Source organism: Sulfitobacter sp. 1A13496, assembly GCF_043557225.1.
In the GTDB taxonomy this organism is placed as follows: Bacteria; Pseudomonadota; Alphaproteobacteria; order Rhodobacterales; family Rhodobacteraceae; genus Sulfitobacter; species Sulfitobacter faviae.
Genome location: NZ_JBIFFP010000005.1, coordinates 43,104 through 56,794, shown reverse-complemented (window position 1 = coordinate 56,794; position 13,691 = coordinate 43,104). Strand labels below are relative to the sequence as shown.

Below are 13,691 nucleotides of genomic sequence, written 5' to 3'. Positions count from 1 at the left end.
GAATATACTATGGCGACACCTGTTTTGAGGGTCGAATCTCTGTGCAAGTCGTTTGGCGGCGTGCATGCGATCCGAGACCTGTCCTTTAATGTGAACGAGGCGCAAATCCTCGGCTTGATTGGACCGAACGGTTCCGGAAAATCGACCACTGTGAATAGTCTGGCGGGGTTGTTTCCGATCACTTCTGGCGCGATTAGCTTGGCTGGCGCCAAGATCGATAATCTGCCTGAATATGATCGTGTGGCGAAGGGTCTGTCGCGGACCTTTCAGACAGCCAGTACATTCACGGAATTCACGGTACGTGACCATGTCGTGCTGGGCTGCAACGTTACGCGCACCTCGCATCCGCTGGCGTCTGTATTCGGCATGGGCCGGAAATCCAGCGAGGAAGAGGAACTGGCCGCGCGTGTCGACCGGATCCTCGAGATCACTGACCTTGCGCCGGTACAGGATCACCGCGTGGGCACCATTAGTTCGGCCCAGCAACGGTTCCTGATGATCGCAACAGCACTGGCCTCAAATCCCAAAGTGATTTTGCTGGATGAACCCGCCGCCGGGCTGGTCTCGCATGAGCGCAAGAGCTTAAGCGACCTGATCAAGAAGATCCGCGATTTGGGGACCTCTGTGCTGGTGATTGAACACCACATGGCGCTGATCATGGAGGTCTGCGATCGGATCGTTGTGCTCAACTTTGGCCAAAAGATCGCCGAAGGCACGCCTGAGGAAATCCGCAACAATCCAGTCGTCATTGACGCATATCTCGGCGAGGCGGCCTGACATGTTGAACGTATCCAACCTGCGCGTCAGCTACGGCGCGATCGAAGTCATCCACGGCATCGACTTACAAGTTGATCAGGGCGAATGCGTCGCGCTGATTGGCGCGAATGGCGCGGGCAAGTCTTCTACGCTCAAGGCGATCTGCGGGCTGGTTCCGGCTACTGCAGGAACCATTGAGTTCGAGGGCCAAGATATCACCAACCAAAGCGGCCACTCCATCGTCAAAGCGGGGATCACCATGTGCCCCGAAGGGCGTCAGGTCTTTCCGCAAATGACAACGCTGCAGAACCTCAAGATGGGAGCCTATCCGCGTAAGGATGCAGAGCAGGCATCCGATGTTGAAGAGATGATGGACATGTTTCCTATCCTGCGCGACCGCGCCAGCCAGGCGGCGGGCACGTTGTCGGGGGGTGAGCAGGAGATGTTGGCCATCGGCCGGGCGCTTATGGCGCGGCCCAAGCTCTGCATCTTTGATGAGCCATCGTTAGGGCTCGCCCCGAAAATCGTTGCGGAGGTGGGGGAGACCATCGCGAGGGTCAAAGAGATGGGGAAAACCATCCTGCTGGTCGAGCAGAACTCGGCCATGGCGCTGCGGCTTGCCGACCGGGCTTATCTTTTCGAATCCGGAGAGATCGTGCTGAGCGGTACGGGCGCGGAGCTGCAATCACATCCGGATGTCGCAAAGGCGTATCTGGGCCACTGATACCAACGTTTCTGGGAGGAGACAGAACATGAGACTGACAGCAATAACAGCTGCAATGGTCATGACGGCGGGTGCCGCATGGGCCGAGGAAAAGACGCTCGACATCGGGGTTAGCGATGCGCTGACCGGGGGCGGGGCCGTTTACGGACTGCCGCAGACCAATGCGGTGAAACTGGCCGCGAAAGAGATTAACGCCAGCGGCGGGATCAAGGTGGGCGAAGACACCTACATGCTCAACGTCATCGCCTATGACGACAAGGCCAACCCGACCGAGGCCTCCAACGCCGTACGCAAACTGATCGACCGAGATGGCGTTAAGTATATTCTTGGTTTCTGCTGCTCGGGCGCGACCGGGGCGGTGGCATCTTTCATCGAATATGAAGATGCGGTGATGCTCGTGGGCAATGCGGCCGAGCGGTCGATCACGACCCGCGAAATCCCGAACCTCACACGCACGCGTCCACCAGCAGATTATACTGGTGCGGCGGCTGGTACCTTTGTCGCCGAAAAGGGCCACAAGCGGGTTGCCGTCTTGGGCGCGCTGGATGTGGGGTTCTACGCCAGCTACGTCGACGCCTTTGAAAAGGAGTTAGTGAAAGCAGGCGGAGAGATCGTCAGCCGGGAGGCATTTGGTCTAAAAGACCGCGACATGTCTCCGCAGTTGACCAAAATCCGCGGCCAAGAGCCTGACGCGATCCTTGTTGTCGGCTATGTTGAGCCAGCAGCCTTTATCTACCGACAGGCAGTCGAGCTCGGCATCGACGTGCCGCGCTATGGTTTCACCTCCGGTAGCGAAGAGCAGTTTACCCGTGTGGCCACTTCGGAGCAGATGGAAGGCGTTTGGGACCTGCGCCCGACAGAGTTGACGCTGCTTTCTGCATCTGAAAACGGCAAGGCCTACCACGCCAACTATACCGAAGAGTACGGCATCGCGCCCTCACCAAGCTCACCTTATTCCTATGACCAAACCTATGCTTTGAAGGATGCCATCGAGGCGGCCGGGACCGTAGACGACACCGAAGCCGTGGCCGAAGCGCTGCGCGAGATTGCGGTGCCGGATGAGGTCGTCATGCAATACCTGCCTGTCGATGACAAAATGTTCGATGAAAACGGGCAGGCCTATACCTCCAATGGCGCTTTCCAGTGGCAGGGCGGCAATTGGGTCTTCGTACAAGACCTGCCGTCTGACGCCGCCGCGTATTCAGCATTCCTGAGCACGTTGGACGACTGATCCCTCCCCGGGCGGGGCGCGGGCAGGTTTCCTGCGCCCCATTCTTCTATCTTCTTTAATTCGCAGGGTGCGGCATGGTTGAGGTACTTCAACAGATTATTAACGGCATCGCCATCGGGGGTGTCTATGTGCTGATCGCACTGGGGCTAACCACGGTTTTCGGTATCCTCGGCATCGCGCATTTTGCCCATGGATCGGTCTCTATGTTCGGGGGCTATCTTACGTTCTTTTTTGTCACCAGTTGGGGCATACCCTTGCTACTGGCAATCCTGATTGCGCTTTTGGTCGGGCTTGCCCTTGGCGTATTGATCGAACTTCTGGCCTATCGCCCGGTACGAGATGCCAATCACATCAACGCCTTTATCGTGGCGCTTGGACTGACCATGATGGTTGAGGGGATCAATCTCGAACTCTTTGGGCATGAGCAAGTCGTCATCCCGACCGACTTCTCCCGCGTCTTCAACATCGGCGGTGTCACCATTCCCGAGCTGCGGCTCTATGTGATCCTTGCCGCCGCGCTTTTGATCGCCGCAATGACAGTGTTTGTCGAACGCACCAAAACGGGCCAAGCGATCCGCGCCGTGGCCGAGAACCGCGACGCTGCGATCCTTATGGGGGTCAACGTCAAGACGATCCCGCTGGTGGTCTTTGCGATCTCGACTGCGCTTGGTGTCTGCGCCGGGGTCATGGTCGGGTCGCTTTTTGCGATCGCGCCGGGCATTGGCGAGGGCTTGGTCGTCAAGGGGTTTGCCGTGCTCATCTTGGGCGGTCTGGGGTCGATCCCCGGCGCCGTGGTGGGAGGGCTCGTGCTTGGCATCACCGAAGCGCTCGCCGCCGGTTTCATTTCATCCGCTTATAAGGACGTGATCGCATTCGTGGTGATGATCGGCGTTCTGTTGTTCCGGCCTCAAGGCCTGATGGGGAAAGCATAATGGCTCGTAATCGCACCTTCATCCTTTATGGGCTGGCACTGGTTGGCTTCGTATTGTTGCCGCAGCTCATCTCTGTGAAATACTATATCCACCTGAGCGTGTTGGCCTTGATCTGGGTCATCGCAGCGCAAGGGCAGAACTTGATCCAAGGCTACACCGGCTATGTTTCCATCGTGCAGGCCGGCTTCATGGGGATTGGGGCTTATTCGACGGCGCTGATGGGCATGCACTTTGATCTGCCAGTCTGGCTGACGATCATCCTCGCGCCCTTCGTTACTGCCTTCTTCGCGCTGCTGACAGGCTACCCCAGCTTGCGGGTCAAAGGGCACTACTTCGCCATCGTCACACTAGCGTTCAACATGGTGATTTTCATCGTCCTGATGAACTTCCACGAGCTTACCCAAGGCGAGGCCGGCATCACCGGCATCCCGAAGCCCGGTGGCAAAGATGCACTGTTCAATTGGCGCGACCGGGAGACGTATTACTACTTCGTACTGATCATCGCGGCATTGATGACGGGGTTGGCGGCACTGATCGTGCGGTCGCGTATCGGGCAAATCCTCGTAGCGATCCGCCAGAACGAAGACCTCGTCGGCGCGGTTGGTATCGCGGCTTGGAAATACAAGCTCTTTGCCTTCGTGACCTCCGCGATGTTCGCGGGCCTCGCCGGTGCGATCTATGCGCATTACCAAAGCTTCATCAATCCTGAGATCTTCGGCATTGCGCAGTCGCTCGATGCAATCCTCGCGGTCATCATCGGCGGATCGGGCACCATTGCCGGGCCAATCATCGGCGCGTTCTTCGTGGTCTTCCTGCCTGAATACCTGCGCTTTGCCGATAGTTTCCGGCTGATCCTCTACGGGCTGGTGCTGGTACTGGCGACGATCTTCATGCCGCGTGGCATTGCCGGTATCGCCCGCGACCTGATGGAAAAACGTCGGGGCCGGACATGAGCCACGCCTTTCTGGATCAGGTCACGCACTTCGCCAAGGGACGTGTTACCGCGGAGGCGGCAGCATGGTCCATCGGGGCCGCGCCGGAGCCCGCGCTTTACCATGAGGCCGCCGCTTTGGGGCTTCTGGGTATTGAGGTGCCAGAGGAAATGGGAGGCAGGGGCTTCGGCTTTGCCACCCGCGCTGTAGCTTTGGAGGTGTTGGCCGGAGCAGATTTCGGTTTTGCGATGTCCCTGGTCAATACCCACAACATTGCCCTCAGGCTCTGTGAAGTAGGACAGGATGCCGCCGCACAATATCTGCCCGACCTGCTTTCTGGCCGGATGCACGCCTGCACCGCTTTAACCGAACCCGGCACCGGCAGCGATTTTGCCGCCATTCGCACCACCGCGCGGCAGGTTGCAGGCGGCTGGGAGATCGAGGGGGAAAAAGCATGGATTATCAACGGGCGGCAGGCAGGGCTTTCGATCGTTTATGCGCAATGCGCAGAGGTGGGCGACAGCGATGGCATCGCAGCCTTCCTCGTTGATCTGAATGCGCCGGGTGTCACCCGTTATGCCATCGACAGTGCCTTTTCGCAGACGAGTCTAGGGACCGGCGGGTTTTACCTTTCGGGGGTTAAACTGCCACATGAAGCCATGCTCGCTGCACCCGGCACAGCTTTCAAAGCGATCCTGCAAGAGATCAATGCCGCGCGGACCTATGTTGCCGCAATGTGCAACGGCATGGTGCAAGCAGCACTGGATAGTGCTGCGGCCTATGGCGCTGAACGTTGCAGCTTCGGTAAGCCGCTGAATGCCATTCCACGCTGGCAGACAGAGTTCGAGGCCGCGCAAGCCGCCTTGATGCAGGCCCGACGCGCTACGGAGCAGGCCGTCGAAAAGGTGGCGCAAGGCGCGGATGCCCAACTTGCGGCTGCTGAGGCCAAGATCAATTCGGTCTCCTGTGCGCAGACTCAACTGCCAAGACTTTTGCAACTGATGGGGGCCGAAGGCTTGCGCCCGGAGCACCCCTTTACCCGCCACATCGCCGCCGCACAGATGGCGGGCTTCACCGATGGGGCAACAAATATCCTCAAAGACAGGGTGGCGCGTTTGACCGCCCGGAAGGAGAGCTGAACCATGCGTGTATTCCAGATCGAAGGCGACTGGGGATTCGACAACCTCACACTGACAGAGCGCGATGAGCCAAGCTGCGGACCGGGACAGGTCATTGTCGAGATGCGAATGGCATCGCTCAACTCACGTGATCTGATCGTGCCCGAACGGGGCTATGGCCGAGCGACGGGTGAACTGCCTTTGATCCCTGTGTCCGACGGTGTGGGTGAAGTTGTCGAAGTAGGGCTGGGTGTGACCCGTGTGGCCGTCGGGGACCGTGTCTGCCCGACCTATTTCCAAAACTGGACCGCGGGCGCGCCAAGCCCTGAGCGCTTCGCGTCTGCCTTGGGGGGGCCGCTGGACGGGGTTATGGCGGACCGCATCTGTCTATCTGCGGAAGGGGTGGTCAAGGTTCCTGAATACCTGACCGACGCAGAAGCGGCGACGCTGCCCTGCGCCGCGCTCACGGCATGGAGCGCGGTCATCACCCACGGCCAAACCCGCGCCGGGGACAAATTGCTGGTCCAAGGCACCGGCAGTGTCGCGCTCTTCGCCTTGGCCTTTGCCAAGATGCATGGGGCGCATGTCACTGTGATTTCCTCCAGCGATGACAAACTCGCGAAAGTCACTGAAATGGGCGCAGACGCGACAATCAATTACCGCAGCGAAGAAGATTGGGCTCGTGCCAGCCGACCCATCACCGCCGACCGCGGCGGCTATGACAATATTATCGAGTTAGGCGGCGCGAAAACATTGCCTCTGTCTCTGAAGGCCGTGCGGCCAGGCGGGACGTTGTCCATGATTGGGGTGCTTTCGGGGCTGAACATCGACGCCTCGCTGGGTCCGATTGTCGCCCGGCAGGTCCGTCTCCAAGGCGTCACCGTGGGCCATCGCGACGGGTTTGAGGCGATGCTGCGCGCCATGGCTCAGCATAACATGCGGCCTGTTCTGGGCGAGACCTTCAAGTTCGATCAGCTGAAAGAGGCACTAACGCATCTACGCGCCGGCGGCCACTTTGGCAAAACCCTAATCGAGTTCTAACATGTCCGACATTGATACTTCTTGGCAGCCTCGCCACCATCCGGCGGACAAGGCAGCCTTCGTCATGGCCGCCACCGGCGAAAGTGTCAGCTTTGCTGCGCTCGAAGCCCGGGCAAATCAAGGCGCGCATTTGTTGCGCGCTATGGGCATCGAAACGGGTGCGCATATTGCCATTCTGATGGAGAACCGTCGCGAAATGCTGGAGGTCTGTTTCGCGGCAGATCGTGCTGGCGTGTATTACACGACCATCAGTACCCATCTGGGGCCGGAAGAGATCGCCTATATCCTCAACGATTGCGATGCTCAGCTGCTAATTGCAAGCGATCGGTTTGCGGGAGTAGTTGCAAAACTACAGACGGATTTTGGCAAAGCCTTCGCTGTGCGCGTCGTAGGCGGGGGGGCGGAGGGCCTGCCAAGTTGGGATCACGGCGTCGCGGAACAGCCAACCACGCCAATCCCAGACGAGGCCCAAGGGCTTGATATGCTCTATTCCTCAGGTACGACGGGGCGGCCGAAAGGTATCAAATGGCCGTTGGAGCCCGCGCCGCTTGGAACGCGCACGATGCTGGTCGATCTGCTAACCGATCTTTTCGGCTACGGGCCGGATACCCGATACCTGTCCACTGCGCCGCTTTACCATGCAGCCCCATTACGCCACTCAATGGTCACGATCAAATCGGGTGGTACTGCGGTTGTCATGGACCGCTTTGACGCCGAAGAGGCGCTAAGACTTATTGAAGAACATCGCATTACACACAGCCAATGGGTGCCAACCATGTTCGTGCGCCTGTTGAAACTACCTCAGGAGGTACGTGAGAAATACGACCTTTCCTCCATGCAGATGGCTGTACATGCCGCGGCTCCCTGTCCGATTGAGGTCAAGCACGACATGCTGGCTTGGTGGGGGGATATTATCCACGAGTATTATGCTGGTACGGAGAATAATGGTTTCACCGCGATAACAAGCCGTGAGTGGCGGGGGCATCCCGGTTCAGTGGGCCGGGCCAAACTGGGGGTCATCCATATCTGCGGCGAGACCGGAGAAGAGCTTCCAGTTGGACAAGAAGGAGAGATTTTTTTCGAGAATGGCCATCAGTTCGCTTATCATAAAGACCCAGAAAAGACCCGGCGTGCCACTAATGAAAAAGGCTGGACAACCCTCGGGGATATCGGTCGGGTCGACGCGGAAGGTTATCTTTACCTGACAGATCGCAAATCTTTCATGATCATTTCGGGCGGAGTGAACGTTTATCCGCAAGAGACTGAAGATACGCTGCTAAACCATCCGGCCGTGCTCGACGCAGCCGTTATCGGCATTCCACATGAGGATTTTGGTGAAGCCGTTCATGCTGTCGTGCAGTTGCTGCCAGATGTCGACGCTTCAGATGAACTGCGTGACGCCTTGTTTGAATTTTGCCGAACAAAGCTGTCTTCGATCAAATGCCCACGGAGTATCGAGTTCCGCAATAGGTTACCCCGGACAGAGACAGGGAAACTGCACAAGAGGCTCCTAAGAGATGAGTATTTGGCGCCAAGATAAAAGACCAGAGCAGAGGGTTGAATGACACTATGCCGCGCCCGGCTAGCGGATACAGAACGGCCCCCTTAGAGAGTAACACCGGAGAGATGCGGGGTGAATTGCTTGATGAGACCATGTTTGAACGCCTGCATTCGGCGTTGGGTGTTCTGACCCCGGTCGATTACGCGCGAACCCTGACTAATGCAGTCACTCGCTCGTCTGCGAAAAATGGAAACGCCGCGCGTTGGGCGATCGCTCAAGCGGCGGCATCTATTGTAAAGACGAAACGGGCTTTGGGTGCGGCTGGATGAAAATTCAATGACCGGTCACGCCTCCAATAGAACCTGAATTGGTTCGCGCGTCTGCTTCGAAACATCAACTTAACCAATCGCCTGCTCTAACGCCGCGCGCTCAAATCCACAGGCCGGAAAACACAACAGCCAGCCCACCTGCGCAAAGCGCGAGCGTTGGCACGGGCCGTCGCGCTCCGATCAAACCGTATGAAAGCAGGGTCAGCCCCAATGCGACACGACCAGCCGCCAAGAGAGCCGCGAATGGGGCGTCCGATAGGCTTAGCATATCCGGGTTCGCGACCATGCCCAGTGGGATGATGTAAAGCCCAATGCCAAGCGCCATCGCTGTCAGAGCGACCTTCAACCAATTCTCGCCAATCATTCCCGCGGCGATAAAAACAGCGCCGCAGACCGGGGGCGTGATTGTCGAGAGAAGCGCGAACCAAAAGACAAAGAGATGCGCTTGAAGCGGCGAAAGACCCAGTTCGATGAGCGCAGGTCCGGCGACGGAGACGCAGATCACATAGGCCGCCGTGGTGGGCACTTCCATGCCCAAAATGAGGCAAGCAAGCGCCGTGAGCAGCAGGGACGGCCAAAGAAGCCCCCCGGAGCCCGCCAGAATGAGAGAGGTGATTTTCACGCCAAGCCCGGTGATCGACAGCACACCGATGATGATTGAGGCGCAAAGGATTATGGAGGCGATCAGGGCAACCTGCCGCGCGGCATTGAGAACTGCACTTGCCATTCGCGTGGCGATCTGGCGCGGCTCGAATGTGAGTTGCGCGTTGAAGAACAAGAGCAGCGCCGCTGCGAGGATCGCCATGGCCGCCGCATATTCCGGCGTGAACTGCGCGACGAACATCCCCCATAGCAGGACCGAGAAGGGGACGAGAAAGAAGAGCGATGTGACAACCACGTCGCGCATTGCAGGGCGATCCGCTTCTGCGATCCCTTTGAGGGCGAAGCGCTGCGCGTAGGCGTTGATGCCAACCCAGACCGCCACAAAGTAAAGCACCGCCGGAAGCGCGGCGGCAGCCATGATGCCAGTGTATGGCACGCCGGTCAGCTCGACCATCACGAAAGCGCCTGCGCCCATTAGGGGCGGCATGATCTGTCCGCCTGAGGAGGCCACGGCCTCGACCGCGGCGGCGAGGCGTTTGGGATAGCCGAGCTTGGTCATCGCGGGCAGGGTGATCGCGCCGGTGGAAGCGACATTTGCGGAGGCCGAGCCGGAGATTGACCCAAAGAGCGCCGACGACAAAACAGAAACCTTCGCCGCGCCGCCTTTCAGCCGCCCCGCCGCGGCGGCGGCGACATTCATGAAACCTTGCCCCGCTTCGCCAGCGTTCAGAACTGCGCCGAAGATGACAAAGATCGCCACGACAGAAACGGAGACACCGGTGAGCGTTCCCCAGATGCCGCCCTCGGCGATGGTCAGTGTTCCGAAATAGCTTTCTATTGGCGTGCCGGAATGGCCGAACTCGCCGGGAATATGCTGCCCGAACAGGCCGTAGAGCAGGGCGAGTGCCGCGACCAGTGGCAAGGGCCAACCGATCACGCGCCGCGCCGTTTCCAGCACCACCAAGAGCAGGGTCGCCGCCACGGCAAGCTGGAAGTTGCTTTCGATGAACCCGTATTGATCGCCAAGCGCATCGCTGTTGAAGGCCACCCAAAGCGCTGCGGCGATGCCCAAGGCGGCCAAGATGCTGCCAGTGATCCGCCGCAGCGGCGTTTGTGCGTCAAAGACCAAGGCGAAGGGCAGGATAAAGGCCATATGCAGCGGCCTGCTGATCAGGTTCGGCACCAGACCCGAAAACACCAAAGCCAAGTGATAGCTGACCAGCGCGATGGCCAGCGCGATCCAGAAACTCGCCGCCAATCGGCTTTCGGGGAGATTTGTCATCTATGGGGGTCCGGCTTTGGCTGGGCAAGCGCGGCGCGGAAAACCCGCGCCGCGCATCCTTTTATTGCGAGGTCTCTTTCGCGATCCCGGCTTCTTCGTAATAGCGCAGCGCGCCGGGGTGCAGTTCAGTGGTGATATTGGCCATCAACTCAGGCGTGACATTGCCCCACCAAGGCGAAGTATCGGCCATCTTGGCCTTGTTTTCCCAATAGGTCTTGGTCAGTTGATAAGCCGTTTCATCGTCCATCTTGGTTGTCGTGAAGGCGGCGACGGGCAGGGACGTTGTGGTCACATCCTGCTCTTGGCCCGCATAGGTGCCCGCCGGAATGACAATGCGGGTCCGTTTGGATTGGGTGATCTGCTCGTCCGACAACGGGACCACGGTCACGGGGGTGGAAGCGGCGGCTTCGACGACATTTGGCGCCGGGAATGAACCCGCAGTGACAAAGCCGTCAATCTGCCCGTTTTTCAAAGCGGCCACGGCGTTGCTCAATTCCGCATCCGCGATCTCGACACTGTCTGCCAGCCCGAACATATCCAGATACTTCGCGCCTTCGGTCGCGCCGAAAGACCCTTTGCCCAGCAGGATGCTCTTGCCTTCCAAATCCGCAAGCGCGGTGGCGCCGCTGTCCTGAGACATCACGAAATGCATGGTCAGCGATGGGATCGGGAAGAGCGCGCGAATCTCATCGAAAGCAGGTGCGGTCTTGCCTTCGAACATGGCCTTGCCGTTCTGGGCCAGACCAACGAGCGAGGGCGGGGTGGTAAAGACATAGTCGGCCCCGCGCGCGCGGACTTCCATGACGTTTTGAACCGATCCTTGGCTCTCTTCCACGGTAACCGAGATGTCTCCGCCGCTGCCCGCTTTCATGGCCTCGGCAAGCTCCACGCCCATTTGATAGTAGGACGAGCCCGATTTGGCCGACTTATAGGTCACTCTGGTTTCGGCGCTCGCGGCGCCCCCCACAAGCCCCAGGGCCAATGCCGCGCAAATAGTTTGTCTCAACGCATTCATGGTTTTTCCTCCTCCAAGCGCAAGGCCAACGTTCTCCCGGCGAAACAGGTGCGGGACTGCCTTTGGGTGACTTTGTGGCAGCACACTACGACATTGTCGAGAATGGGGTTCGCTGTTGGGTGTCTCTTGCAGAGCAATACGGTGGGCCGTTTCGGCCTCGCGGGGGCGAAGATGGGAGAGGCGGCAGGTTCGCTGCGCCCCGCAACCAGTTCTGCGATGCGTGGATCGCAAGCCATAGAGATATCGACGCTTGAGTTGCAAAGAAGCGCAACTGTCTGCGCTCCTCCGTCAAGGTCGAAGCCCGATCAAAGGTCCATACCCTTATTACTCGGGCAAGACGCAGCTCGTCAGCTATCGCCGTTTAGAGGATCATGGCCCCAATTCATCAGCGAATAGCGCCATTTCGAGTCTTCAACGTCATCCTTCGGCCCGCCTTGGGAGAGATGCCGTTTGATATAGCCGACGACGGTCGCCATGTGATCCCACTGATCGTCGGTCAGGTCGTCCTTGCTGGTGCGTTTGATCTTGACGATCCTGCGGCCGGATTTGTGCCCGGTGCTTTCACCGCTTCCGCTGTCGCCCAGGGACTTGGAGGCCTCGGTCTCCAGCCAGTCCTCAAGCTCCGCCGGTGCCATGTTGACCAGATCACGCCACTCGTCCCAGATTTCGTCCTTCGATTTCGATGAAAACATTTTCTTTCCCAATCCATTACTGGGAAGAAACCGGCCCGCGCGCGCTTTGTTCCCAAGGGTCACAGCGGTCCGCCACGGTCGGTGAGGCGCGCGCCGATCGGTCTGCCGTCAGCTTGTCAGTGTCCGAACGGCCCGCGCCTCGGGCGGGCCGGTGAAAGCTCAGGAAGCTTGCGAATAGCGCATGCCCTCCGGCACCTCCTGGTCCAGCATCGATGCGATCATGCGGGTCAGGGCGCGACCTTCGGGCAGGATGTCGAGGCGCGTTCCGGACAAGCGCACGAATGGCGTGTAGCGGGTCGCGATGGCCTTTAACTCGGGCGCGAGATCGAAGGCCCCCGCGCCGAAGGTTTCTGCCAATGCGTTCAGGTCAAGGGTGAAGTCGCACATCAGACATTCGATCGCCCGCGCGGTCAGGCGGTCCGTATCCTCCAAGGCGTAGCCGCGCGTTCCGGGCAAGTCGCCGTCGGCGGTGCGCGCGGTGTAGGCCGCCGTCGCGGGGGCGTTCTGTACGTAGCCCCCCGGAAAACGCGAGATTGACGAGGCGCCGAGGCCAATCAGGGTTTGGCAATTGTCATCGGTGTAGCCTTGGAAATTCCGGTGCAGGCGGCGGTTGTTTTTTGCTTGGGTCAGCCCATCCTGCGGCGTAGCGAAATGATCGATGCCGATTGCCTCCATGCCCGAAGCGGCGAAGCGTGCCGCGGCCCTCTCAGCGAAGTGATAGCGTGCGACCGCGTCGGGCAGTGTCGCCTCGCGGATGAGTTTTTGCCGTTTCGCGACCCATGGCACATGCGCATAGCCGAAAAGCGCCACGCGATCCGGGGCAAGGGACAGGGTCTTGTCGATCGTATCCTCCAGCCGCGCCATGGTCTGATGAGGCAGGCCGTAAACCAAGTCAGTATTGAGCGAGGTGACCCCCTCGGCGCGCAACTGGTCGACACAGCGGCGCGTGACCTCGAAGGACTGGAGGCGCCCGATGGCCTGCTGCACCTCAGGGTCGAAATCCTGAATGCCGATAGAGGCCCGTGTGAGGCCCGCGGCGCGCAGGGCAGCGATTTTGGTGGGGTCGATCTGGGTGGGGTCGATCTCGACGGAGAACTCGAAATCCTCGGTCGGGGTGAAGCGCTGATGAAGGGCGCGGTTCAGGCGGTCAATGAGGGCGGGCGGTAGGATGGTCGGTGTCCCGCCACCCCAATGCATCCGCCCCATCCGCATGCCCGCAGGCATCGCGGCGCGCAGAAGCTCAAGCTCGGCCTCAAGAGCTTCGATATAGCGCTCGACAGGGCTGAGCGTCTTGGTGCCCTGCGTGTGGCAGGCGCAGAAATAGCACAGGCGCTCGCAAAAGGGGATGTGGACATAGACCGAGACCGGCACGTCAGGGTCCAACGTGCCAAGCGCTGAGCGCTGAAACGCGGCGCCGACCGCGGGGGTGAAAGCCGCCGCGGTGGGATAGGAGGTGTAGCGCGGCACGCGGGTGTCGAAGAGGCCGAGAGCCTCGAGCATCTGTATCTGTTCCATGGCACCGGTTTAGGAGGCCG

The 13,691-nt window shown here is 59.5% G+C and carries 12 protein-coding genes; 8 read left to right on the top strand and 4 right to left on the bottom strand.

The window, feature by feature from the left end; all coding sequences use genetic code 11:
• The first annotated feature begins 9 nt into the window (after positions 1-9).
• The 8 genes from ACGYLX_RS12580 (at position 10) to ACGYLX_RS12545 (ending at position 8,274) form a co-directional block, all read left to right on the top strand.
• The gene (locus tag ACGYLX_RS12580) at positions 10-777 is read left to right on the top strand and encodes an ABC transporter ATP-binding protein (RefSeq protein ID WP_394449875.1); all 768 of its coding nucleotides are present in this window, start codon (positions 10-12) and stop codon (positions 775-777) included.
• 1 nt (position 778) lies between these two features.
• Positions 779-1,480 carry an ABC transporter ATP-binding protein gene (locus tag ACGYLX_RS12575; RefSeq protein ID WP_394449873.1) on the top strand — a complete coding sequence of 234 codons (702 nt, stop codon included), beginning with the start codon at positions 779-781 and terminating at the stop codon, positions 1,478-1,480.
• 28 nt (positions 1,481-1,508) lie between these two features.
• Entirely contained in the window at positions 1,509-2,711 is a 1,203-nt protein-coding gene (locus ACGYLX_RS12570; protein WP_394449871.1) for an ABC transporter substrate-binding protein, read from the top strand.
• 74 nt (positions 2,712-2,785) lie between these two features.
• The gene (locus tag ACGYLX_RS12565) at positions 2,786-3,643 is read left to right on the top strand and encodes a branched-chain amino acid ABC transporter permease (RefSeq protein WP_322329523.1); all 858 of its coding nucleotides are present in this window, start codon (positions 2,786-2,788) and stop codon (positions 3,641-3,643) included.
• On the top strand, positions 3,643-4,596 hold the full coding sequence (locus tag ACGYLX_RS12560) for a branched-chain amino acid ABC transporter permease (RefSeq protein ID WP_394449869.1): 954 nt from the start codon (positions 3,643-3,645) through the stop codon (positions 4,594-4,596). The genes ACGYLX_RS12565 and ACGYLX_RS12560 overlap by 1 nt, the downstream gene beginning before the upstream one ends.
• Positions 4,593-5,714 carry an acyl-CoA dehydrogenase family protein gene (locus ACGYLX_RS12555; protein WP_394449867.1) on the top strand — a complete coding sequence of 374 codons (1,122 nt, stop codon included), beginning with the start codon at positions 4,593-4,595 and terminating at the stop codon, positions 5,712-5,714. The genes ACGYLX_RS12560 and ACGYLX_RS12555 overlap by 4 nt, the downstream gene beginning before the upstream one ends.
• 3 nt (positions 5,715-5,717) lie before the next feature.
• Positions 5,718-6,734 carry an NAD(P)-dependent alcohol dehydrogenase gene (locus tag ACGYLX_RS12550; protein WP_394449866.1) on the top strand — a complete coding sequence of 339 codons (1,017 nt, stop codon included), beginning with the start codon at positions 5,718-5,720 and terminating at the stop codon, positions 6,732-6,734.
• Position 6,735: 1 nt separating this feature from the next.
• On the top strand, positions 6,736-8,274 hold the full coding sequence (locus ACGYLX_RS12545) for an acyl-CoA synthetase (protein ID WP_394449865.1): 1,539 nt from the start codon (positions 6,736-6,738) through the stop codon (positions 8,272-8,274).
• A 390-nt stretch (positions 8,275-8,664) separates the two neighbouring features.
• On the opposite strand, the gene ACGYLX_RS12540 is transcribed toward ACGYLX_RS12545, so the two are convergent.
• The 4 genes from ACGYLX_RS12540 to hemN form a co-directional block, all read right to left on the bottom strand.
• Entirely contained in the window at positions 8,665-10,449 is a 1,785-nt protein-coding gene (locus tag ACGYLX_RS12540) for a TRAP transporter permease (protein WP_394449863.1), read from the bottom strand.
• A gap of 61 nt (positions 10,450-10,510) precedes the next feature.
• Complete coding sequence (locus tag ACGYLX_RS12535) at positions 10,511-11,464, bottom strand: TAXI family TRAP transporter solute-binding subunit (RefSeq protein WP_394449862.1); 954 nt, start codon at positions 11,462-11,464, stop codon at positions 10,511-10,513.
• A 347-nt stretch (positions 11,465-11,811) separates the two neighbouring features.
• On the bottom strand, positions 11,812-12,156 hold the full coding sequence (locus ACGYLX_RS12530; RefSeq protein ID WP_394449860.1) for a DUF3140 domain-containing protein: 345 nt from the start codon (positions 12,154-12,156) through the stop codon (positions 11,812-11,814).
• 159 nt (positions 12,157-12,315) lie between these two features.
• Positions 12,316-13,671 carry an oxygen-independent coproporphyrinogen III oxidase gene (gene hemN / locus ACGYLX_RS12525; RefSeq protein WP_394449858.1) on the bottom strand — a complete coding sequence of 452 codons (1,356 nt, stop codon included), beginning with the start codon at positions 13,669-13,671 and terminating at the stop codon, positions 12,316-12,318.
• Positions 13,672-13,691 lie beyond the last annotated feature (20 nt).

Excerpts from the sequence above, each read along its gene's own strand:
- ACGYLX_RS12545 (WP_394449865.1), top strand. The coding sequence starts at position 6,736 with ATGTCCGACATTGATACTTCTTGGCAGCCTCGCCACCATCCGGCGGAC.
- ACGYLX_RS12530 (WP_394449860.1), bottom strand. The coding sequence starts at position 12,156 with ATGTTTTCATCGAAATCGAAGGACGAAATCTGGGACGAGTGGCGTGAT.
- ACGYLX_RS12535 (WP_394449862.1), bottom strand. The coding sequence starts at position 11,464 with ATGAATGCGTTGAGACAAACTATTTGCGCGGCATTGGCCCTGGGGCTT.
- ACGYLX_RS12560 (WP_394449869.1), top strand. The coding sequence starts at position 3,643 with ATGGCTCGTAATCGCACCTTCATCCTTTATGGGCTGGCACTGGTTGGC.
- ACGYLX_RS12555 (WP_394449867.1), top strand. The coding sequence starts at position 4,593 with ATGAGCCACGCCTTTCTGGATCAGGTCACGCACTTCGCCAAGGGACGT.
- ACGYLX_RS12580 (WP_394449875.1), top strand. The coding sequence starts at position 10 with ATGGCGACACCTGTTTTGAGGGTCGAATCTCTGTGCAAGTCGTTTGGC.
- ACGYLX_RS12550 (WP_394449866.1), top strand. The coding sequence starts at position 5,718 with ATGCGTGTATTCCAGATCGAAGGCGACTGGGGATTCGACAACCTCACA.
- ACGYLX_RS12575 (WP_394449873.1), top strand. The coding sequence starts at position 779 with ATGTTGAACGTATCCAACCTGCGCGTCAGCTACGGCGCGATCGAAGTC.
- hemN (WP_394449858.1), bottom strand. The coding sequence starts at position 13,671 with ATGGAACAGATACAGATGCTCGAGGCTCTCGGCCTCTTCGACACCCGC.
- ACGYLX_RS12570 (WP_394449871.1), top strand. The coding sequence starts at position 1,509 with ATGAGACTGACAGCAATAACAGCTGCAATGGTCATGACGGCGGGTGCC.
- ACGYLX_RS12540 (WP_394449863.1), bottom strand. The coding sequence starts at position 10,449 with ATGACAAATCTCCCCGAAAGCCGATTGGCGGCGAGTTTCTGGATCGCG.
- ACGYLX_RS12565 (WP_322329523.1), top strand. The coding sequence starts at position 2,786 with ATGGTTGAGGTACTTCAACAGATTATTAACGGCATCGCCATCGGGGGT.